This window comes from Microbacterium sp. M, from assembly GCF_045181065.1.
Taxonomy (GTDB): Bacteria; Actinomycetota; Actinomycetes; order Actinomycetales; family Microbacteriaceae; genus Microbacterium.
In genome coordinates, this window is sequence record NZ_CP173721.1 from 252,797 (window position 1) to 273,794 (window position 20,998).

Annotated in this window: 24 protein-coding genes; 10 read left to right on the plus strand and 14 right to left on the minus strand. The window is 69.8% G+C overall.

Going from position 1 to position 20,998, the window contains the following annotated elements:
- Window positions 1-24: 24 nt before the first annotated feature.
- Both ACI7YT_RS01210 and ACI7YT_RS01215 read right to left on the minus strand, forming a co-directional pair.
- Entirely contained in the window at window positions 25-765 is a 741-nt protein-coding gene (locus ACI7YT_RS01210; RefSeq protein WP_406248408.1) for an enoyl-CoA hydratase/isomerase family protein, read from the minus strand.
- Window positions 765-1,952: a thiolase family protein gene (locus ACI7YT_RS01215; protein WP_406248410.1), complete on the minus strand. Its 1,188-nt coding sequence runs from the start codon at window positions 1,950-1,952 to the stop codon at window positions 765-767. The genes ACI7YT_RS01210 and ACI7YT_RS01215 overlap by 1 nt, the downstream gene beginning before the upstream one ends.
- Window positions 1,953-2,058: 106 nt before the next feature.
- Here ACI7YT_RS01215 and ACI7YT_RS01220 point away from each other — a divergent pair, with 106 nt between their 5' ends.
- A complete protein-coding gene (locus ACI7YT_RS01220; protein WP_406248412.1) occupies window positions 2,059-2,646 on the plus strand; it encodes a TetR/AcrR family transcriptional regulator in 588 nt (195 codons plus the stop codon).
- Here ACI7YT_RS01220 and ACI7YT_RS01225 read toward each other — a convergent pair.
- From ACI7YT_RS01225 to ACI7YT_RS01265, 9 genes are all read right to left on the minus strand, one after another.
- The gene (locus tag ACI7YT_RS01225; RefSeq protein WP_406248414.1) at window positions 2,636-3,223 is read right to left on the minus strand and encodes a nitroreductase family protein; all 588 of its coding nucleotides are present in this window, start codon (window positions 3,221-3,223) and stop codon (window positions 2,636-2,638) included. The genes ACI7YT_RS01220 and ACI7YT_RS01225 overlap by 11 nt on opposite strands.
- A 111-nt stretch (window positions 3,224-3,334) precedes the next feature.
- The gene (locus tag ACI7YT_RS01230) at window positions 3,335-4,060 is read right to left on the minus strand and encodes a Pr6Pr family membrane protein (protein ID WP_406248416.1); all 726 of its coding nucleotides are present in this window, start codon (window positions 4,058-4,060) and stop codon (window positions 3,335-3,337) included.
- A 64-nt stretch (window positions 4,061-4,124) separates the two neighbouring features.
- Window positions 4,125-5,216 carry an ABC transporter permease gene (locus ACI7YT_RS01235; protein WP_406248418.1) on the minus strand — a complete coding sequence of 364 codons (1,092 nt, stop codon included), beginning with the start codon at window positions 5,214-5,216 and terminating at the stop codon, window positions 4,125-4,127.
- Window positions 5,213-6,145, minus strand: coding sequence for an ABC transporter ATP-binding protein (locus tag ACI7YT_RS01240; protein ID WP_406248419.1), 933 nt, complete (start codon window positions 6,143-6,145; stop codon window positions 5,213-5,215). The genes ACI7YT_RS01235 and ACI7YT_RS01240 overlap by 4 nt, the downstream gene beginning before the upstream one ends.
- Before the next feature lie 75 nt (window positions 6,146-6,220).
- Window positions 6,221-7,393: a benzoate/H(+) symporter BenE family transporter gene (locus ACI7YT_RS01245; protein ID WP_406248421.1), complete on the minus strand. Its 1,173-nt coding sequence runs from the start codon at window positions 7,391-7,393 to the stop codon at window positions 6,221-6,223.
- A gap of 82 nt (window positions 7,394-7,475) precedes the next feature.
- On the minus strand, window positions 7,476-8,972 hold the full coding sequence (locus ACI7YT_RS01250; RefSeq protein WP_406248422.1) for a hypothetical protein: 1,497 nt from the start codon (window positions 8,970-8,972) through the stop codon (window positions 7,476-7,478).
- Complete coding sequence (locus ACI7YT_RS01255; RefSeq protein ID WP_406248424.1) at window positions 8,969-9,607, minus strand: ATP-binding cassette domain-containing protein; 639 nt, start codon at window positions 9,605-9,607, stop codon at window positions 8,969-8,971. The genes ACI7YT_RS01250 and ACI7YT_RS01255 overlap by 4 nt, the downstream gene beginning before the upstream one ends.
- Window positions 9,607-10,260, minus strand: a complete 654-nt coding sequence (locus tag ACI7YT_RS01260) for a response regulator (RefSeq protein ID WP_406248426.1) — start codon at window positions 10,258-10,260, stop codon at window positions 9,607-9,609. Before ACI7YT_RS01260 ends, ACI7YT_RS01255 begins: the two co-directional genes overlap by 1 nt.
- The gene (locus ACI7YT_RS01265) at window positions 10,257-11,513 is read right to left on the minus strand and encodes a sensor histidine kinase (protein WP_406248428.1); all 1,257 of its coding nucleotides are present in this window, start codon (window positions 11,511-11,513) and stop codon (window positions 10,257-10,259) included. The genes ACI7YT_RS01260 and ACI7YT_RS01265 overlap by 4 nt, the downstream gene beginning before the upstream one ends.
- 155 nt (window positions 11,514-11,668) lie before the next feature.
- On the opposite strand from ACI7YT_RS01265, the gene ACI7YT_RS01270 reads away from it, so the two are divergent.
- The 3 genes from ACI7YT_RS01270 to ACI7YT_RS01280 are packed head-to-tail and all read left to right on the plus strand — an operon-like array spanning window position 11,669 to window position 13,442.
- Window positions 11,669-12,115 carry a VOC family protein gene (locus ACI7YT_RS01270; RefSeq protein ID WP_406248430.1) on the plus strand — a complete coding sequence of 149 codons (447 nt, stop codon included), beginning with the start codon at window positions 11,669-11,671 and terminating at the stop codon, window positions 12,113-12,115.
- Window positions 12,115-12,810, plus strand: coding sequence for a winged helix-turn-helix transcriptional regulator (locus ACI7YT_RS01275; RefSeq protein WP_406248432.1), 696 nt, complete (start codon window positions 12,115-12,117; stop codon window positions 12,808-12,810). The genes ACI7YT_RS01270 and ACI7YT_RS01275 overlap by 1 nt, the downstream gene beginning before the upstream one ends.
- Window positions 12,807-13,442, plus strand: a complete 636-nt coding sequence (locus ACI7YT_RS01280) for a dihydrofolate reductase family protein (protein WP_406248434.1) — start codon at window positions 12,807-12,809, stop codon at window positions 13,440-13,442. Before ACI7YT_RS01275 ends, ACI7YT_RS01280 begins: the two co-directional genes overlap by 4 nt.
- A gap of 7 nt (window positions 13,443-13,449) precedes the next feature.
- Here ACI7YT_RS01280 and ACI7YT_RS01285 read toward each other — a convergent pair whose 3' ends face one another.
- The 3 genes from ACI7YT_RS01285 to ACI7YT_RS01295 are packed head-to-tail and all read right to left on the minus strand — an operon-like array spanning window position 13,450 to window position 15,786.
- Window positions 13,450-14,259 (minus strand): Cof-type HAD-IIB family hydrolase, encoded by an 810-nt coding sequence (locus tag ACI7YT_RS01285; RefSeq protein ID WP_406248436.1) that lies wholly within the window; start codon window positions 14,257-14,259, stop codon window positions 13,450-13,452.
- Window positions 14,256-15,101 (minus strand): exodeoxyribonuclease III, encoded by an 846-nt coding sequence (locus tag ACI7YT_RS01290; protein ID WP_406248438.1) that lies wholly within the window; start codon window positions 15,099-15,101, stop codon window positions 14,256-14,258. The genes ACI7YT_RS01285 and ACI7YT_RS01290 overlap by 4 nt, the downstream gene beginning before the upstream one ends.
- Window positions 15,102-15,153: 52 nt before the next feature.
- On the minus strand, window positions 15,154-15,786 hold the full coding sequence (locus ACI7YT_RS01295; RefSeq protein ID WP_406248440.1) for an amino acid deaminase: 633 nt from the start codon (window positions 15,784-15,786) through the stop codon (window positions 15,154-15,156).
- Window positions 15,787-15,917: 131 nt separating this feature from the next.
- Here ACI7YT_RS01295 and ACI7YT_RS01300 point away from each other — a divergent pair, with 131 nt between their 5' ends.
- From ACI7YT_RS01300 to ACI7YT_RS01325, 6 genes are read left to right on the plus strand one after another with little or no spacing between them, the layout of a single operon-like run.
- Window positions 15,918-16,628 carry an HAD family hydrolase gene (locus ACI7YT_RS01300; RefSeq protein ID WP_406248441.1) on the plus strand — a complete coding sequence of 237 codons (711 nt, stop codon included), beginning with the start codon at window positions 15,918-15,920 and terminating at the stop codon, window positions 16,626-16,628.
- A complete protein-coding gene (phnD, locus tag ACI7YT_RS01305) occupies window positions 16,621-17,631 on the plus strand; it encodes a phosphate/phosphite/phosphonate ABC transporter substrate-binding protein (RefSeq protein ID WP_406248443.1) in 1,011 nt (336 codons plus the stop codon). The genes ACI7YT_RS01300 and phnD overlap by 8 nt, the downstream gene beginning before the upstream one ends.
- A gap of 17 nt (window positions 17,632-17,648) precedes the next feature.
- On the plus strand, window positions 17,649-18,473 hold the full coding sequence (gene phnC / locus ACI7YT_RS01310) for a phosphonate ABC transporter ATP-binding protein (protein ID WP_406248445.1): 825 nt from the start codon (window positions 17,649-17,651) through the stop codon (window positions 18,471-18,473).
- Window positions 18,470-19,279, plus strand: coding sequence for a phosphonate ABC transporter, permease protein PhnE (gene phnE, locus ACI7YT_RS01315; protein WP_406248447.1), 810 nt, complete (start codon window positions 18,470-18,472; stop codon window positions 19,277-19,279). Before phnC ends, phnE (ACI7YT_RS01315) begins: the two co-directional genes overlap by 4 nt.
- Window positions 19,276-20,148: a phosphonate ABC transporter, permease protein PhnE gene (gene phnE, locus ACI7YT_RS01320; protein ID WP_406248449.1), complete on the plus strand. Its 873-nt coding sequence runs from the start codon at window positions 19,276-19,278 to the stop codon at window positions 20,146-20,148. The genes phnE (ACI7YT_RS01315) and phnE (ACI7YT_RS01320) overlap by 4 nt, the downstream gene beginning before the upstream one ends.
- The gene (locus ACI7YT_RS01325) at window positions 20,129-20,989 is read left to right on the plus strand and encodes a MurR/RpiR family transcriptional regulator (RefSeq protein ID WP_406248451.1); all 861 of its coding nucleotides are present in this window, start codon (window positions 20,129-20,131) and stop codon (window positions 20,987-20,989) included. Before phnE (ACI7YT_RS01320) ends, ACI7YT_RS01325 begins: the two co-directional genes overlap by 20 nt.
- The last annotated feature ends 9 nt before the right edge of the window (window positions 20,990-20,998 follow it).

The following is a 20,998-nucleotide window of genomic DNA, read 5'->3' on the forward strand; positions in this document are numbered from 1 at the left end:
CGCCCAGCACACCGACCCTGGTGATCACGGGCGCCCCCTGGTGGCGAGGAACTCGGTCATCCGGCGCATCTTCTCCGGGCTCTCGAACAGCTCGGCCTGCAGCTCGGAGTCGATCCGCGGGTGGTCGGCGCGAGGCGCGCGCAGCGCGGTCTTGGTGTGGCGGATCGCGAGGGGATCGTTGGCGCCGATCCGATCGGCGATCGCGTGCGCCGCAGCCATCACGGCGTCCGCCGGGTGGATGGCAGTGATCAGGCCGGCGGCCAGCGCCTCGTCGGCCGTCAGGGCGCGGCCGGTGAACAGCATCTCGGCGGCCAGGGCTTCGCCGACCAGTGCCGGCAGTCGCCACGTCGCCCCGGCCGCGGCGAGGATGCCGAGGCCGGTCTCGGGGTTCCCGATCCGCAGCGAAGGCGTCGCGATGCGGATGTCCGCGGCGTAGGCGAGCTCGGCGCCGCCGCCGAGCGCGTAGCCGTCGAGTGCGGCGATGACCGGCATCGACAGCTCGTGGATGCGGCCGAAGACCGCGGCGTTGATGTTCTTCCGGGCGTCGTCCGCCCGCCGCGCGCGCAACTGGGCGATGTCGGCGCCGGCGGCGAACGCGCCTCCCGCGCCGGTGAGGATCAGGATGCGGGGACGATCCTCGAGCTCGGCGCACACGTCATGCAGCGCCTCCACCATGGCCAGGTCGATCGCGTTGCGCTTCTCGGGACGGTTCAGCGTGGCGATCACGCGATCGTCACGACGATCTACCAAGACCGGGGCGTCCATCACACCCGCTCCAGGATCATGGCCGTGCCCTGCCCGACGCCGACGCACATGGTCGCCAGTCCTCGGGCGGCGTTCTCCCGTTCCATCCGGCCGAGCAGCGTCACGACGATGCGGCATCCGCTCGCGCCCAGCGGATGGCCCAGCGCGATCGCGCCGCCGTCGGCGTTCACGCGATCGTCCTCGATGCCGAGGCGCCGCATGACGGCGAGTGCCTGCGCGCCGAACGCCTCATTGAGTTCGATCGCGGCGAGATCGTCCATCGTGAGTCCTGCGCGGGAGAGCGCCTTCCGGGTGGCCGGAACAGGCCCGAGTCCCATGACCTCCGGCGCGACGCCCGCTGCGGATGCCGAGACGACCCGCGCTCTCGGTGTCAGACCGTACCGTTCGACGGCGTCCGCGCTCGCGACGACGATCGCCGAGGCGCCGTCGTTGAGCCCGCTGGCATTGCCCGCTGTGACGACCGAGCCGCCGGCGACGACGGGGCGCAGCGCAGCCAGCGCTTCGGCCGTGGTGTCGCGACGCGGAGCCTCGTCCACGGAGATCGACCCGCCGCCGGCCGTCGGCACGGCGACGATCTCGGGAGCGAACCGCCCCGCATCGATCGCGGCGACCGCGCGACGGTGGCTGCGCAGGGCAAACGCATCGGCATCCGCTCGGCTGATCCCGTCGAGGCGGGCGACCTCTTCGGCCGTCTCCGGCATCGTGAACGTCGCCTTGTCGCGGGCGGCGAGCCGGGGGTTGGTGAAGCGCCAGCCGATCGACGTGTCGAACGCCTCACCAGGCTTCGCCCACGCGCGCGCCGGCTTGGCCTGCACCCACGGCGCGCGGGTCATCGACTCGACGCCGCCCGCGACGACGAGGTCGGCGTCTCCCGCGCGGATCGCCTGCGCGGCCATCGTGATCGCCGACATCCCCGAGGCGCACAGTCGGTTCACGGTGACAGCCGGCACGGCATCCGGAAGCCCCGCCAGCAGCACGGCCATGCGCGCGACGTTGCGGTTGTCCTCGCCGGCCTGATTGGCGGCGCCCAGCATGACCTCGTCGATGTCGGATGCCGGGATCCCCGCACGCTCGATCGCGGCCGCGACGACCAGGGCGGCGAGGTCGTCGGGGCGGACGCCGGCGAGGGAACCGCCGTAGCGGCCGATCGGCGTCCGGACGCCGCCGACGAGGTAGGCCTCAGGCATCAGCGCTCCCTGACATCGTCCTCGATGCGTATTTACCAACCGATCGGTCAGGAATTCAGTATGGCAGGGAGATGGACCAGGAGCAATCGGTGCCAGACTGGGATCCGTGTCCGATACTCCAGCGCGCCGCGGGCGCCCCGGCTACGACCAGGGGCAGGTCCTCGACGTCGCCGTGCAGGAGTTCATCGCGCATGGATACGACGCCACATCGGTCGCGGCGCTCGCCGACCGGCTCGGCCTGTCGAAGTCGGCTCTGTACCACCACTACGCATCCAAGGAGCAGCTGCTCGAAGTCGCGCTGGAGGAAGCGCTCGGCGGCCTCGAGGGCGTCCTCGCGTCGGCGCAGGGCGCAACCGCGCGCGCGAAGCTCGAGTACGTGCTGCGCGGCGCGGTCGGCGTGCTCGTCGAGAAGCTGCCCTATGTCACGCTGCTCCTGCGCGTCCGTGGCAACAGCGACGTCGAACGGCGTGCGCTCGAACGACGGCGAGTGTTCGATCGCGAAGTGACCGCCCTCGTCAGGGCCGCTCAGGATGAGGGCAGCGTCCGCGCCGACGTCGACGCCTCGCTCGCCACCCGGCTGCTGTTCGGCATGGTCAACTCGATCGTCGAGTGGTACCGGCCGACCGGTCAGGAGGGCGCCGCGGAGCTCGCGGACGACGTGCTGCGCGTCGCCCTCGACGGCCTCAGGCGCTGACGAGCACCGTCTCGTTCAGGGCGCGGCGCACCCGCGGGGCGACCTCGCGCTCCTGCAGGGCCTCGGGAAGCGACTCGACGTCGCCGAACTCGCCGAGGGCGATCACCGTCGTCGGCACGAAGCGCGCCTCGACACCCGGGAGCTGCTTCAGCGCCTCCGGCTCGAAGCCGCTCATCTGATGCACGACGAGGCCGTCGGCGTGCGCCTGGATCGACAGGTGTGCGACGGCCTGGCCCAGGTCGTACTGCGCGTGGCTGATGGCGTTGCCCTCGGCATCCGTCGTCTCGGCGAGGGCGACGATGAGGACGGCCGCGTTTCCGGCCCAGATCTGGTTGAAGCCGATCAGTCCGGCGTGGATCTGCGCGTGCAGCTCGGATCCACGACGGGCGACGATGAAGCGCCACGGCTGGGTGTTGTTGGCCGACGGCGTCCAGCGTGCTGCCTCGAGCGCCGACGCGAGCTTGTCCTCGTCGATCGGGCTGGCGTTGTCGAAGGCCCGAGGGCTCCAGCGCTCGGCGAGGATGCCGAGGACGGGAACGTTCGTGTCAGCGGTGCGATCGAGGACAGGAGTGGACATGGGTGACCTTTCGGAGTGGGGTTTCGTGCCGACTCCGTCGTCCGCGCCTACGCCAGTCTAAACGCATGCAACTGAATGCATATTCCGAAGGTCACGGAACGAAACAGGGCATCAGTCCTTCGCGCGGAACGTCCACTCGAACAGCCGGTCCAGGCCGACGTACACATAACCCACGGCCACGAGCGCGATGGTGAGGATGAGGATCTGCGTCGCGACGCCGCCGAGTCCCAGGGTGTCGACGTTCATGAAGGGGTAGGGGTACTTCTTGCCGGGGCCGAACTCGCCGCCCAGCGCGCTGAAGGTGAACGCGAATACCAGATAGGCGTAGGGGATGAGCGCCCACAGCAGCGGATCGATCCAGCGGAAGGCGCCCTTGCGCACGAACAGCAGCCAGTCGGCGATGAGCAGGCACGGCGTGATGATGTGGATCAGGTTGTCGGTGAGCGTGAACGGCTCGTAGGTGCCCGGCTGGCTGAAGGCGGCCGGAACGAGCACGAAGAGATACACCAGCATGGTGACCGTGATCGCCTCCATCACCGCGCCGCTGAACCGTGCCGACGGCGTCGATGTGCCCCGTGTCCCGTCTCGCCGCAGATCCTGGATCGTCCGGATGATCAGCAGCACCATCCACACCGCGCAGAGGATGTTGCTCATGATCGTGTAGAACAGCAGGCTGCTCCACGACGGAGTGTCGGTGAGGATGCCTGTGACGCGAACGAGCCCAGTGAGGATCAGTGCGAGCGCCACGAGGCGGTACCCGAGCGACAGCGGTCGAAGATTGATCGCGCCCCCGTGGAGGAGAGGTCGGCGGTCGATGCGCAGGTCGGACGTCGTCACGGGTTCGGAGCCTTTCGCAGAAGTCGGCGGTACGGCCCAGGGTAGTGGGCCGTACCGCCGGAGCTCAGGCGCGCAACGCCTCGCTGAGCTTGACCCGCGCGCCCATCTTCAACAGCGAGTTCTCGTAGATCTTCGCCGAGAGCAGCACGACCAGCGCGCATGTCGCGACGAGCAGAGCGAGGGCGACGAGCGGCTCCCACCATTCGGCCTCGCCGAAGAACAGCCGGATCGGCATCGCCACCGGTGCCGAGAACGGCACGTACGACAGGATCGTCATGACCGTCGGGTTCTCGCCGAGGAACAGCACGAGGTAGAACGGTGCCATCACCAGGATCATCATCGGCGTGTAGACCGAGCCGACGTCCTCCTGTCGCGAGACGAGCGATCCCGCCGCTGCGAACATCGTCGCGATCAGCACGAACCCGAACAGGAAGAACACCGCGAACCAGATCAGCGGTGCGCCGAAACCCTGCAGCAGTTCCGTCTGGCCGGTCACGATCAATCCGATCGCTGCCACGACGACGAGCAGCAGGATCTGCGTGATCGCGAGCAGCGTGTTGCCGATGACCTTGCCGGCCAGCAGCACGCGCGCCGGGATCGCCGACAGCAGGATCTCGATGATCCTGGTCTGCTTCTCCTCCACGACGCTCGTCGCGATCGGAGAGCCGAAGCTCAGCGCGGCCATCATGAACACGATGCCGAAGATCATGCCGAGGATGTACCGCATGCCGAAGCTGGGCGCGTTCGGATCGAGCAGTTCGACGGCTGGGGCGATCGAGAAGACGCTCACCAGGGCATCCGGCGGCGACTGGTTCGCGATGATGATCACGCCGGTCGGTGCGCTCGAGTCGGCGATGACCGCGGCGTCCACGTCGCCGGATTCCACCAGCGCCGTCGCGGCCTCCCGGTCGGCGACCTCGGTGACCTCGAACGCGTCGCCCTCGGGCAGAAGCGCGGCGGCCTCGCTCGTCGCGGCGATCGGCGTCGAACTCGTCGTGTTCGAGGCGATGCCCATCCAGATGACGCCGGCGAGAGCCACGATGAGCAGGATGCCGGTGGAGATGAGGAACGCCTTGCTGCGCAGTCGGGTCGAGAGCTCCCGCTCGGCGACCAGCCAGATTCCCTGCGTGGGCGAAAGGGTGGGGTGGGCGGTCATCGGACGACCTCCTCGAGTTCGTGAGCCGGTACCGGCTGGATGACTTCCTTGAAGATCTGGGCGAGCGTCGGCTGCTGCGGCGCGAAGCGGCCGACGTCGCCGCCGTCCAGAGCGCGGCGCAGGACGCGCTGCGCTGTCTCGGGCGCGTCGACGTCGAACACGGCGCTGCCGCCGTCGAAGTCGATCACGGTGACCCCCAGCTCGTCGCGCAGCCAGCCGGTATCGCCTGTGGTTTCGAGCTCCCAGCGGGGTGCCGCGTATTGGCGGCGCAGCTCGTCGCGCGGCCCGGATGCCCGGATCACCCCGCCCGCGATGATCACGACGTCGTCGCAGAGCCGCTCGACGACGTCGAGCTGGTGCGAGGAGAACAGTACCGAGACGCCGCGCGCGGCCCGCTCCTGCAGGACGCCGGCGACGGTGTCGACTGCGAGCGGATCGAGACCCGAGAACGGCTCATCGAGGATCAGCACGTCCGGGTCGTGGACGAGGGATGCTGCGATCTGGGCGCGCTGCTGGTTGCCCAGCGACAGCGCCTCGATGTTGTCGTTCAGCCGTTCGCCGAGCCCGAGCTCTTCGAGCAGCGCGGTCGATCGAGCCACGGCATCCGTCTTGGTGAAGCCGTGCAGGCGCGCGAAATAGGCGACCTGCTCGAGCACCTTCATCTTGGGGTAGAGGCCGCGCTCCTCGGGCATGTATCCGAAGTTGCGGCGCATCTCGGGGGTCAGCGTGGCTCCGCCGAGCGTGACGGACCCGCCGTCCGAGGAGAGCAGGCCCAGCACGATTCGCATCGTGGTCGTCTTGCCCGCACCGTTCCCGCCGACGAAGCCCGTCAGATGGCCGCTGGCCACCGGGAAGGTGATGTCGTCGAGCACGCGGCGCTGGCCGTAGCTCTTGATGATTCCTGTCAGCTGCAGGGTTCCTGTGCTCATGTCTTCACGCTACGAAGAAGCGGATGCCGGGGCATCCCCCCTGGGGCGGACACAGCGTCCCCTGCCGGACGGAGGTCAGCGGCGCAGCGTCAGCACCGCGCGCACGACCAGCCCGGCGATCAGCGCCCAGAACGCGGCGCTGATCCCGCCGAGCGACAGGCCGGATGCTGCGATGAGGAACGTGACGACGGCCGGCATCCGCTCGGCGGGTTCGGCGACCGCCTGATACACGGCCGACCCGAACGCGGCGAACAACGCGAGACCGGCGACAGCCGGGATCACGGCGGCCGGGGCCAGCAGCACGAGCGCGGCGAACGCCGCCGAGAAGCCGCCGAGCACGAGATACGACACCCCGGTCGAGACGCCGGCGATCCATCGTCGGGCGGGATTCGGGTCGGCCTCGGGTGCGGCGGCCAGCGCGGCGCTGATGGCCGCGAGGTTGATCGTGTGTCCGCCGGCGGTCGCGCCGACGGCGGTGCCGACACCGGTGACGAACATCGCCGGACGCCAGGGCACCTCGTACCCGTAACTGCGCATGATCGCGACGCCCGGCACGTTCTGCGACGCCATCGTCACGATGAACAGCGGCAGCGCGATGCCGACGAGCGCCCCGACCGTGAACGTGGGGGCCGTGAACTCCAGGCGCGGGAGGAGCAGCGTCGGGTCCATGTGAGCGCCGGTGCGGAACAGGTCGATCGCGACCACGACGGCTGCCGCGACGAACGCCAGCGGCACCGCCCAGCGCGGCGCGAACCGGGCGAACACGAGCCAGGTGAGCACGACCGGCAGCACGCCCCACGGGTTCTCGGCGATCCCGGTGATCGGCGCGAGGCACAGCGGCAGCAGGACGCCGGCGAGCATGGCCTGCGCGATGGATGCCGGGATCCGCGCGATCAGGCGCCCGAAGCCCGGCCACAGTCCCGCGAGGACGATGAGCGCCGCGACGACGAGGAACGCGCCGACGGCCGCCGGCCATCCGCCCTCGACGGCACCCGTGGCGGCGAGCAGCGCGGCACCGGGAGTCGACCAGGCGGCGGTGATGGGCATCCGATACCGCCAGGCGAGCGCGACGCAAGCGATTCCCATCGTGAGGCAGAGGGCGAGCAGACCGCTCGCCGCCTGAGCGGAGGAGGCGCCGACCGCGCTCAGCCCGGTGAGGACGACGGCGAACGAGCTCGTGAATCCGACGAGGGCCGTGACGATGCCCGCCGTGACGGGTCGCGAGATCGGGACGGCGGTTTCGGTCATGGATGCGAGGCTATCGCGGGCGGCGTTCGTCCACTCGGAGCCGTTGCCGAGCCGGCGGGGGATCCTGGGAGCCTCTGGGTGCCTATCTCGCCGCGCGCCGCAGCCTTCCCATCGTCAACGCGGCAAGAACGGCGAGGACCACTGCAGCCCACAGGAGCGACAGAGGTCCGGCCGACACAGCCAGGAGCGTGCCGAACGACAGTGCCGCCGTCCACAGCAGCGCATCCGACTGCCACAGCCAGATACCGATGGCCGAGGCGTCGCCGACCGGGGTCGGCACCGGCATCATCAGCTCGATCGGCAGCGGCCCTTTCGTCGTGTCGTACGCCCGCACTGCCACGAGCAGCGCACCGAGCACCGCCAGCGGGGCCACGATGTCGCCGCCGGCGATCCACGCGGCCGCGAGAGGCACGACGATGGCGCACAGTACGGGCCAGGAGAGATGCAGGAGCAGCATCAGTCCAGGAGGTCGACCGTGCAGCGCGGGGCGCCCCGCCGCGTCGGCGGCTTCGCGGCATCCGTCGACCAGCGCACCCAGCGCCAGATACGCCATCAGCCCGAGGCCGATCGCGGCGACCCAGCGCGGACCTGTGTCGATGCCCGACAGCCATGCCCACCCTGCGCCCGACGATGCGAGCGTCACGAGCGCGACGGCGAGTCGCAGTGGTGTGCGCGCGGATCCGACCGCATCGCGTTGCAGCACGGCGACCGGCAGCGGACGACCCATCGCGATCCGCAGTCGCCGTCCGTACGTCGGCAGGGGGCGGGTGCGGTCCGCGGCGCCGGCGAGATCTCCGGTGGCGGCGAGCACCGACATGGCCTCCCACCGCGTCGCGTGCGCCTCGAGCGCGTCGGGATCCAGCCGGGCGAGCAAGGCGGGCAGCAACGCTGCTGCTACGAGCGCCAGGCAGCCGAGCACGATCAGCGACGCGCCATCCGACTCGTCCCAGAGCACACCCAGAGCGGATGCCGCCGTCCACGGTGCCCCGACCATGACCGCGACGAGTTGCACGACCAGCGCGGCGGCGAGCCAGCCCGCGCCGCGTCGACCGATCGACTGCCCGGCCATCCAGATCGCGACCATCGGCACGGCGAACAGAGCGGCACCGATGACGAAGATGATGCACCGGTCCGCCGCGATGCCGTTGGCGAGCAGACCGCTGACCGCGAGCAGCGCGACTGCGCCGCTGAGGATCACCGTGCTCACCGTCGCTCGGCCCAGCCGACGCGCCCATGCGCGCGTCGGGGCGATGTCGGAGCGGCCGAACACGGCGGCGGTGAACGGGGTCGGCACGATCGGTCCGCGCACGCGGCCGAGCGCGAGCGCGCCGATCCACAGCAGCGCACCGAGCATCCCGACGATGCGCGCGATTCCCGGACGGGTCAGGGCGTCGACCGCCTCGGGCGTCGCCAGCGCCAGAACGATCGTGCGCACGACGGGCACTCCTGCGATCGCGGCGACGAGCACGCCGACGTAGAGGAGGTACGCGGCATCCGCACGGGTCGGCCGGCCGGCGCGCTCGTGCCGGACCGTGCGCGCCGCGGCCAGCCGGGCGCGCTCGGCGGCTGCTGCGGTCACGGCGCCTCGCCGACGGCCAGGACCTCGGCGTCGATCGAGCGAACGAGCGTGCCGCTGTGCGTCGCGATCCCGATCGCCGCCCCGGCCGCCAGTCGGCGACGCAGCGCGATGGCGACGAGACCACGGCGGTGGGCGTCCAACCGCTGCTCCGGCTCGTCCAGCAGCAGAACCCGACACGGCCGCGCGAACGTCAGCGCGAGGGAGAACAACTGCAGTTGACCCGAAGAGAGCTCGGACGGGTACCGCATCGCGAGTTCGGAGATGCTGAGCTCGTCCAGTGCGTCATGGGCGGCGCGCTCGCCGTCGGCTGCGGAGTCGCCCCACGTCGCTCGGACGAACCGCAGCTGTTCGACGAGCGTGAGATCGCGTGCCAGTGGCGGCATCCCGATCATCGCGGCGATGGCAGCGCGATGCGCGGCGCGGCGGATCCGCAGTGGCTCGCCGTCCCAGTGCACGTCACCCGTCGTGGGTGGGGTGAGGCCTGCGAGCACGCGCAGCAGCGTCGTCTTGCCGGAGCCGTTGGGGCCGCGGATCGCGAGAGCGCGCCCCGGGGCGGTCGTCGCCGAGGTCTCGGGCAGGAGTGTCTGCTCGTCGATCGTGACGCTGACTCCGGTCGCCGTGAGCATCCCCGCCATCACGCCAGCCCTCCCCGCAGCGCGAGTACGACGGCCTGCACACGGTCGCGCGCCCCGAGCTTCTGCAGGATCCGCGAGACGTGCGTCTTGACCGTCGCCTCGCCGATGTACAGCCGCGCGCCGATCTCGGCGTTGCTGAGCGCCTCGGCCATCAGCGCCAGCACCTCTGCCTCGCGGTCGGTGAACGGCTCGGCCGGCACCAGGGTCGGGGCTGCGGGATCCTCGCGCCCGAACCGCCGCAGCACGCGCCGCGTCACCTCCGGCGCCAGCATCCCGTCGCCCGCGGCCAGCGCCCGCACGGCCGCGACGAGGTCCTCCGGGCCGGCGTTCTTCAGCAGGAATCCGCTCGCCCCGGCATCCAGAGCCGAGAACAGGTAGTCGTCGCGATCGAACGTCGTCACGATCGCGATCGCGGCGTGCGAGTCCGGCGACGCCACGATGCGCCTGGTCGCCTCGATGCCGTCCATGTCCGGCATCTGGACGTCCATGCAGATGACATCCGGATCCAGAGCGGATGCCGCGGCCACCGCCTCCGCGCCCGTCGACGCCTCGCCGACGACGGTGATGTCGGGCTGGGTGTCGAGGATCGTCCGGAAACCGGCGCGCAGCATGGCGTGATCGTCCACCAGCAGGACGCGGATCCCACCGCTCATGCGCCGGCCCCCGCGAGTGACGTCACCAACGGCACCGTCACGCGGACCCGCCAGCCGCCGCGCTCCCGCGGTCCGGACTCGATCGTCCCGCCCGAGGCTGCGGCACGCTCGCGCATGCCGAGCTGGCCGAGCCCCGCCCGCGTGATGAGGACGTGCCGACCCGTGTTGACGACCTCGAGTTCGACGGCGGTGTCCGTGTACCGCAGCCGGACGTCGGCAGTGACGCCCGCTCCCGCGTGACGGCGCGCGTTCGTCAGCGACTCCTGGGCGATGCGGTAGAGATTCACGGCGATCATGGGCGGCACGGGTCGCGGCTCGCCGATGATGTCGTAGGTGGTCGGGATGCCGGCTTCCTTCGCCGCCGCGACCAGCTCGGCGATGTCGTCCATGTCCAGCGTCGAGGCCGTGTCCGCGGACTCCTCGTTCGAGGAGCGCAGCGTCTCGAGCAGGTTCCGCAGCTCGCCGATGGCATCGCGCGCCGAGGCTTCGATCCCCGACAGCAGGCGCTTCGCCTCGCCAGGGTCCGCGTCGATCACGACCCGGGCGGCTCCGGCCTGCACGCCCATCACCGAGACGTGGTGCGCGACAACGTCGTGCAGTTCGCGCGCGATGCGCACCCGATCCAGCGCGACGGCCTGCGCGGCTGTGACCTCGCGCTCGCGCTCGAGGTCTGCGGTGCGCTGCTCGAGGGCGGCCCGCTGCGTCGCGGCTTTCCACGCGCGCTCGCCGAAGTAGTAGGCGCCGCCGAAGTAGAGCACGTTCACCAGCAGCTGCAGCAGCATGAACGCGATGTACGGGGACATCGCGCCGGCGATGACATCGGCTTCGTCGGCGGTGTCGATCGCGTCGCGGTACATGGTGATGATGAGCCACAGGAACATGCCGGCGATGATCGCCGAGCGCACGATCGTCGCCGCCCGCCGGTTCGTCATCCAGGCACCGACCGTGTACAGCGCGATGAACATCGCGATGTTGCCGGCGTACAGCTCGGGGATGCGGAAGGTCACGGCGACGAAGTACGCGGCGGAGACGATGAGCGCCACCTGCGCTGGCCACACGCGGCGGAAGGCGAGCGGAGCGGCGAGGACGACGAGATACGGCACGGCGAACGGAAGCGGCGCCTGCTCGTCGCCGTAGATCTCGGAGATCGATGAGAGCACGGCGCTGACCACGCCTGAGACGAAGACGACCGCTGCCAGAAGGAGGTCGTACCGGCGCTGCTGCGGCGTGATCGGGCGGGTCGATGCGGGCATGTGCACCACGCTACGGAAAAGCGGATGCCGCGGCATCCGCCCTGCGACGGATCCGTCTTAACTTGCTATTGACAAGCTTGGTTGTTTTTTGCAAGCTAGTGTCGACAGGCTCGCCGACCGAGCTTGCACGACCGGAATCTCACAAGGGAGTCAGCATGTCCACGAAGATCTTCGTCAACCTGCCCACCGCCGACCTCGAGCGCAGCAAGGCGTTCTACACGGCACTGGGCTGCGACATCAATCCGCTGTTCACCGACGAGAACGCCGCCTGCATCGTGTGGAGCGACGACGTCTACTTCATGGTTCTCACGCGCGAGTACTTCGGCACGTTCACCGAGAAGCCCATCGTCGACCCCCGCGAAGGCGCACAGGTGCTGATCGCGCTGAGCCGCGACTCGCGCGAGGACGTGGATGCCGTGCTCGCCGCCGGTCTCGCCGCTGGAGGCACCGAGCCGAACGAGGCCAAGGACTACGGCTTCATGTACTCGCGCGACCTCGAGGACCCTGACGGCAACGGCATCGAGTTCCTCTACATGGACCCGGCCGCCGCCGAGCAGGGACCCGAGGCGTTCATGGCGGAGCAGGGCGCCGAGTCGGCCTGATGGCCGCCCGGAGCTACGGCCAGTACTGCGGCATCACGACGGCCGTCGAGCTGATCGGGGAGCGATGGGCGATGCTCATCGTCCGCGATCTGATCGTCGGTCCTCGCCGCTACACCGATCTCAAGCAGGGTCTTCCTCGAATCCCGACCAACATCCTCTCCACACGGCTCAAAGAACTGCAGGAGGGCGGGGTCGTGCGACGCGTTCCGCTGATGAACTGCGGGCTGGTCTACGAGCTGACGCCGTACGGGCGCGCGCTCGAGCCGATCCTGCTGGCTCTCGGCCGGTGGGGATTCCAGGCGATGGGCGATCCGGAACCGGGTGATGTCGTCACCCCCGACTCGCTCACGATGGCGCTGCGGACCTCGTTCCAGTCGACTGCCGCTGCGGATGCCGACATCGAGCTGCACCTCGGCGACATCGTGCTGCGGGTCGTCGTGGTCGACGGCGAGCTCGCGGTCACGCAGCTCGCGCCGCCGGCGCCTCCTGTCGGCGGTCGACTTCCGTCCGGAGAGCCGGATGCCGTGATCGTCGCCGGCCCCGGCATCCGACGCCTGATCGCCGGCGATGTGACGCCGGCCGAGGCGATCGCGCAGGATCTCGTCGCGGTGGTGCGCGGCGACGAGAGCGCACTGGACGCATTCGCGTCGGCATTCCACATCGCACCGCTGATCACGCAAGGGAGCATGACATGAGCGATTCGAAATCCGGACGCATCATCATCGACCTCTTCACCACGCTGGACGGCGTCGCGCAGGCACCAGGTGGCCCTGAGGAGGACGAATCCGGTGCCTTCCCGTTCGGCGGGTGGCAGGCGCCGCTGCCGAGCGAAGCCGTCGGGCGCAGCGTGGCCGAAGGCATGGAGACCCTCGACGCCCTGCTGCTCGGACGCCGGACGTACGACATCTTCGCCGGTTACTGGCCGCAGCACACCACCGGCGAGGAAGGCTGGGTCGGGCAGCTGTTCGATCGGGTGCCGAAGTACGTCGCCTCGCGGGATGCCGGCATCGAGCTGTCGTGGCAGGGGTCGACGCGGGTCGGGGGCGACCTCGCCGCCGAGGTCGCGGAACTGCGGTCGCGCCACCGCGACGTGCACGTGATCGGGAGCATCGATCTCGCGCAGACGCTGCTCGCCGAGAAGCTGTACGACGAGCTGCAGCTGTGGGTCTACCCGGTGGTGCTCGGGCAGGGCAAGAAGGTGTTCCCCGACGGTGCCGCCCCGTCGAACATGACGCTGTTGAGCGCGTCCACGGGCGATGGAGGCACGCTGCTGCTGCGCTACGCGCCGGCGCCGGGCGAAGTGCAGACGGGGACGATGGGGTCGTAGCGCGCGATCAGGCCAGGAGGCGCTCGAGAACGAGAGCGACGCCGTCATCGTCGTTCGATGCCGGGGCGACCTCGTCCGCGGCATCCTGAACGGCGAGCTCGGCGTCGGGCATCGCGACGCCGCGGCCGGCCCAGTGCAGCATCTCGAGGTCGTTGAGCGCGTCGCCGAAGGCGACCACCTCGGTGCGGTCGATGCCGAGATGCGTGCACAGCTGCGCGAGACCGGTCGCCTTCGTCACGCCCTCGGCCATCACCTCGACGAACGGGGCGCCGGACAGCGTCGCCTCGAAGCCGGTGAGGCCGAGCGCCTGCAGGGCGGCGAAGATCTCCGGGATCGGCACGGACGGATGCCGGATGACCAGCTTGAGGCTCGGAGCCGCCAGCACGTCGGCCAGCGGCACCCCGCCCATCGTCGCCGGGTCCCGCTTGTGATCGCTGAGCTGGGCGAGGTCCGCGTAGCCGTGCTGAGCGACGAAGCTCTTGCCGACATCGCGTACGCTCGCGAAGACGAGATCCGGGATGACCCGGCCCAGCGCCTCGGCCAGCTCCTGCTGCACGGCGGCCGGGATCTCCTGAGCGAACAGGTGCTCGCCCGTGGCGAGGTGGACGCCGTACGCGCCGTTGCCGCACAGGGCCCAGTCGTCGAATCCCGCGCCGGCGGCGACCTGCTGCAGGCCGATCGGCTGGCGGGCGGTCACCGGCACCACGCGGATGCCGGCAGCGCGCGCGGCATCGAGAGCGGCACGGGTCCGAGGCGACACCGCGCTGGCGGAGTTCAGCAGCGTGCCGTCGAGGTCGGTCGCGATGAGGCGGATCACGCGAAGATCATCGGGAGGTCGTCGTCCTCCTCGACGGCGCCGAAGGAGAGATCCACCACCACGGGAACGTGGTCGCTGGGCTGCGCACCCTTGCGCTCCTCGCGATGGATGGACGCGCCGGTCACGGCATCCGCCAGCGTGCGCGATCCGAGGATGAAATCGATGCGGATGCCCTCGTTGCGCGGGAACTTCAGGCGCTGGTAATCCCAGTAGGTGTAGCCCTCGGGGATGAGCGGGCGGACCACATCGGTGACGCCCGCGTCGGCGAGGGCGAAGAACGCATCGCGCTCGGGAGGCGAGACGTGCGTCGAGACGCCCTCGACGATCGCCGGATCGCCGTTGTCGGCGTCGAACGGGATGATGTTGAAGTCGCCGACCAGCGCGAGCGGCAGATCCGGGTTCGCCGCCAGCTCGGCCGCTGTGGCGTTCTTCAGCTGCTCCAGCCAGTGCAGCTTGTACACGTAGTGCGGATCGTCCAGGCTGCGGCCGTTCGGGACGTACAGGCTCCACACCCGCACGCCGTCGACCATCACGCCCAGCGCGCGCGCTTCCAACGGGGCATCGGGGCCCTCATGGCCCTTCGCGAAACCCGGCATCCCGGCGAACGAGGTGCGCACGTCGGTGATGGGAAGGCGGCTGGCGATGGCCACGCCGTTCCATTGATTGAAGCCGTGGACCTCGACGTGATAGCCCGCCGCTTCGAACGGCTCATACGGGAACTGCTCCGGCTTGCACTTGATCTCCTGGAAAGCCAGGACGTCGATGTCCTCGCGGACGGCGAACTCGACGGCGCGGGTGACGCGGGTGCGGATGGAGTTGATGTTCCAGGTGGCCAAGCGCATGCGTCCAGCCTACGGGGCCGGTGGGACACGGACCTCGTTCGTCGAGCAGCGGTCAGAGGACCGCGTTCCAGCGGGGGCGAGGAGGTGATGTGTCGAGGTCGGCGAGGAGAGGGGCGGGGTCCGCGATGGGGAACATCGTGATGAGGCGACGTCCGTGCGCGGGGGAGTCGAGAGCGTAGGCGAGGGCGGATGCCGCGGGGCGGCAGTCGGCGATCGCCACGACGGCATCCGCATCGGCGAGGTGCTGGCGGCGCACCGGGGCGCTGGCGATCAGGGTCTCGGCGGCTTCCGTGACGCGGTCGAGAAGCGTGCGCTCGCCGGCCCAGGGGACGAAGGCATCCGCGCCCAGCCCGCACGCGACGGCGAGCTCTCCGTCGAGCCAGCGGTCGCGCTTCAGGCCGTACGGCGTGGGGGCGGTCGAGAGCAGGTAGCCGTAGACGTGCAGCAGGCCGGCATTGCCGACCGGCCACGCGGAATCCAGCCCCGCCCGGTCGTGCAGCGCCTCGAACATCGGCTGCGACAGCACCGGCGCTCCGACGTTCTCGTCCACGATCGTTGATCGACCCCAGCGTGCGAAGCGGCCGGCCTCGGCATCCGCATCGATCGCCGGACCGAGCCAGTCGAACATCGACAGCACGTCCGCGGCATCGTGCGCGGCGGCCGCGGCATCCAATCGATCGATCACGTCGACGAGCGTAACCGGCCGGACCGACCGAGCCGGAATCGGAATTCACGCGCTGTTCACGCAGGATGGTCGTAATGTCCAAAGACGACTGCAAGTATGGACGCATCGTCCCGATCCCGACCAGGAGAACTGTGACTCTCACTCTCGTCCTCGACTTCGACGGCACCATCGCGCTCGGCGCCGGACCGCTCGAAGCCTTCGCCCGCGCCGTCGCGACCTCTGTCGAAGACCCCACGTTCACGGACCGCGCGATGGCCGACCTCGCCGCGTTCGAACGCGGCGAGACCGAGGCGCGCGACGGGTACGACGTGATCAGCACGCTCGCCGCCGGGCAGGGCGTACCCGCCGTCGCGCTCGAGGCCGCCTACCAGTCGTCGCGGGCGCTGCTGGGCTCCGAGCACGCCGCGATCGCGCCGCCGACCGGGCTCTCGGACTTCCTGAACCGGATCCACCCGCACGTCAGCGTCGTCCTGGCGACCAATGCGCCGGGTGCCGGCATCCGGCCCGTCCTGGACGGGTGGGGCGTCACCGACCTGTTCGACGACCTGCACTTCACCGTCGGGAAGCCGGCAGGGCTCATCCCGATCATCCGGGCGGCGATCGCCGAAGGACCCGTCCTCTCGGTGGGCGACATCTTCGAGTTCGACCTCGCCCCGGCGGCCGATCTGGGCGCCGCGACGGCGCTCGTCGGCGCCACTGCCGAACGTTCTCCGGCCGCCGTGACGATGCGCGGCCGGACGATCGCCGACCTGTACGGCGATATCGAAGCCTGGGCCGCGACTGCGGCATCCAGTACTCCCCGCAGCACCACCCTCACCGAAAGGCACGATCCGAATGCGTAAGTCCTTGCTCACCACGGGCATCGCCGCCGTCGCCGTTCTGGCGCTCGCCGGCTGCAGCAGCAGCGCAGCCGAAGAGACGGCAGGAGAGGCGACCGAATGGCCGTCCTCCATCACCCTGTCGCTGGTGCCGTCGGTCGAGGGCGAAGACCTCGCCCAGGCCCTCGACCCGCTCACCGCGTACCTGTCCGAGAACCTCGACATCGAGGTGAAGGGCGTCGTCGCCTCTGATTACGCCGCGACGGTCGAGGCCCTCGGCACCGACCAGGCGCAGGTCATCATCACCGACGCCGGATCCCTGTACAACGCCACAGAGCGCTACGACGCCGAGCTGATCCTCCGCGACGTCCGCTTCGGCGCCACCTCGTACGCATCGGTGGCGTACACGAACAACCCCGACAAGTACTGCGAGGACGAGCCCGTCCTGTCGACGTACGCGGCCAGTGACATCCAGCTGTCGTACTGCAACGGCATCGAAGAAGCCGCAGCAGACGCGACCGGCTCCGGCCCCGCCGGCGTCGAGGCGCTCGGTGAGATCACGGACGGCACCAAGGTCGCCCTGCAGGCCGCCACGTCGCCGGCCGGCTACCAGTACCCCGTCGTCGCGATGCGCGAAGAGGGCGTGGACACGGATGCCGGGATCACCCAGGTGCCGGTCGAAGGCAACAACAACGCGGTGCTCGCGGTCTACAACGGTGATGCCGAGGTCAGCTTCGCGTACTGGGACGCCCGCACGACCGTGACCGAGGAGGCCCCGGACATCGCGGAGAAGGTCGTCGCGTTCGCCTACACCGAGATGATCCCGAACGGCGGCGTCGCGGTCACCTCGACGCTTCCCGACGACCTCGTCGCCGAGCTCACCGAACTGCTCGACGGCTACGCGGACTCGTCCGAAGAGGCGGCATCCGTGATGTTCGACCTCGTGGGTCTGTCCGACTGGACCAGCGAGACCGCCGAGGACGAGATCACCCGCTACGGCGAGATCCTCGCCGAGTTCTCCAACTGACACGCGAACCGGGAAACATGCACACTGATCCGCAGCGCGCGGAGGCCGGGGTTGTGCCCCAGGCCTCCGCGTCGTGGTCGATCCGTCTCGACGACGTCTCGGTCACCTACCCCAACGGCACCCGCGCCCTCAGCGGCGTATCGCTCGACATCGCGGCCGGCGAGATGGTCTCCGTCGTGGGCCTCTCCGGGTCGGGCAAGTCCACGCTCATCCGCACGATCAACGGCCTCGTGCCCGCGACGAGCGGGACGGTCACGGTCGGCCCGCACACCGTGACGGGCATGCGCGGGCGTCGGTTCCGCGAGACCCGCGGGCACATCGGCATGATCTTCCAGGGGTTCAACCTCGCCGACCGCGCCGATGTGTACCGCAATGTGCTCGTCGGCCGCTTCGCGCACACCCCGACCTGGCGGACCGTGCTCGGGCTGACCACGGCGCAGGATCGCGAGCTCGCCCTGCGCGCACTCGACTCCGTCGGCATGCTCGAGAAGGTCTGGAACCGTGCAGGTCAGCTCTCGGGCGGCCAGAAGCAGCGTGTCGCGATCGCTCGGGCGCTGACGCAGCAGCCCAGCGTCATGCTCGCCGACGAACCCGTCGCCAGTCTCGACCCGCCGACGGCTCATGCGGTCATGCACGATCTGCGCCGCGTCAACGTCGAAGAGCACCTCACGGTGCTCGTCAACATCCACCTGATGGATCTGGCCCGGCAGTACACGACACGCATGATCGGCCTGCGCGCCGGCGAAGTCGTCTACGACGGACCCGCTGCGGATGCCGCAGATCACGACTTCGAGCAGATCTACGGCCGCCCCATCCAGCCGAGGGATGTGCTCGGCGCATGACGACCGGAGCCCGACCCCTCGAGGTCCCGCCCAAGCCGACGTCCAGGGTGCGCACCGGCCTCGTCGTCCTGGCGTTCGCCGCGTTCACGATCGCCACCTGCATCCCCGCGATCGGCGGCATCGACCTGGACTTCGGCGCGCTCATCCGCAACTGGGACAACGGCTCCGCGCTGCTCGCCCAGTTCCTGCAACCGGACTTCTCGTTCCTGCCACGGACCTTCGGGCCGATGCTCGAGACCCTCCAGATGGCGGTGGTCGGCGCTGCGCTCGCCGCGGTGATCTCGGTCCCGCTGACGCTGTGGGCGGCCGCTCCGACCAACCCGAACACCCCGACTCGCATCGCGGTGCGGACCGTGATCAATGTCATCCGCTCTGTTCCCGACCTCGTCTACGCGACCGTCCTCGTCGCGATGGTCGGCGTCGGCGCGCTGCCAGGACTCATCACGCTGTTCCTCTTCGACATCGGGATCATCGTCAAGCTCGTGTCGGAGGCGATCGACTCCACCGACCTGCCCGTCATCGAGGCGGGACGCGCCACCGGCGGTGGGCAGACGCAGATCAATCGCAGCGTGGTCCTGCCGCAGACCTGGCCGCTGTTCGCCAACCAGTGGCTGTACACGCTCGAACTCAACGTCCGCATCTCGGCGATCCTCGGCATCGTCGGCGCCGGCGGCATCGGCCGGCTCCTCGACGAACGGCGCGCGTTCTACGCGTACGACGACGTCGCGGTGATCGTGCTGGAGATCCTCGTCGTCGTGGTGCTCATCGAAGTGTTCTCGAACTTCCTGCGGAGGCGACTGATATGACGCTTTCGACAACCGCGCGCGGTATCGGACTCGATCTGCCCCGGCATCCGTCCCGCCTGGTCCCGACCGTGGTCGCCGTCATCGTCGGTGCGGTCGTGCTCGCCGCGGCGGCCGGGCTGCCGATTCCGTGGAGCGACCTCGGCTCCCTGCCGGGGCAGATCGCGCACTATCTCACGCTCATGTTCGCGGACCCCAACTGGGAGAAGCTGCCGCAGGCGCTGTTCGAGACGTGGCGCTCGATCTCGATGGCGTGGATCGGCGCGATCGGGTGCGTCATCGTGTCCATCCCGCTCGGCATGCTCGCTGCGAACAACGTCGGGCCGGTGTGGGTGCGTCTGCCTCTGCGGGGCGTGTTCGCCGTGATCCGCGCTGTGCCGGAGGTCATCATCGCGCTGCTGCTGCTCACCGTCACGGGCCTCACCCCGTTCACCGGGGCACTGGCGTTGGCGATCGCGGGCATCGGCACGCAGGCCAAATGGGTCTACGAGACCGTCGAGTCCGTTGAGGAGGGCGCATCCGAGGCGGTCAGGGCCGCGGGCGGCAGTACGGCGGAGGTGACGAGGTGGGCGCTCTGGCCCGCCGCCGCACCGACACTGCTGTCGTTCGCGCTCTACCGATTCGAGATCAACATCCGCACGTCGGCGGTCCTCGGGCTGGTCGGCGCCGGCGGAATCGGCAGCATGCTCGCGAACTACACGAACTTCCGCGAGTGGGATACGGTCGGGATGCTGTTGATCGTGGTCGTTCTGGCGACCATGCTCATGGATGCGGTTTCCGGTGCGATCCGGCGGCGGATCATGCGCGGACCACGGGCGAAGGCGATCGCGGAACCGAAGAAGGAGCGCACGGATGTGGCAGGGACCCGCTGACGCGCCGCCGACGGCGCGCATCGCGATGCTGGCGCCGTCGATGCAGCCCAGCGAGCGCCGTGTGGCCGAGGCGATCGCGGTCGACGTGGACGTCTCGATCGAGCGGACGGCGCAGGAGATCGCGGATGCCGTCGGAGTCGGCCGCACGACCGTGGTCCGCACCGCGCAGACCCTCGGCTACGACGGGTATCCGCAGTTGCGCGTCGCGCTCGCCCGCGAACGCGCGAGCTCCGCACCGACGCAGGACGACACCGCAGACGGCACGATGCTCGGAGCGCTGCGTGGCGCGGTCGACCGCTTCTCCTCCCGGTTGGCGCACACGGTCTCGGCCGTCACAGAGGAGACCCTGGCGGCCTTCGTCGGCGAGCTCGACAGTTCGACGCGGCTGCTCGTCGCGGCGAACGGCTTGTCGGCACCGGTCGGAGCCGACCTCGCGATGCGGCTGACCTCGGCTGGCCGTCCGGCCGAGTACGTCGCGGACACGCTCGGCCAGCAGATCACGGCGTCGCAACTCGGTGCAGGCTCCGCCTGCCTGGTGGTGTCAGGATCGGGTGTCAATCGCGCTTCCATCGATGTGATGACCGCCGCACGGGCGAGCGGTGCCCGCGTCCTCGCGATGACCTCGTTCCCTCGTTCGCCGGTCGCCGAGATCGCCGATGTCGCTCTCGTCGTCGCGCCGATCAACGACTCGTTCCGCGACGAACTGCTGTACACCTCGCGCGCCGCACTGATGCTCGTCACGGAGTCGGTCGTCGGGTTGCTGGTGAGCAGGCGAGGCGCGAGCGCGACGGCGGCGCAGGTCGCGACGCTGTCGGTGCTCGGCCACTCGCTCTCGGAGTAGCGCTCAGCC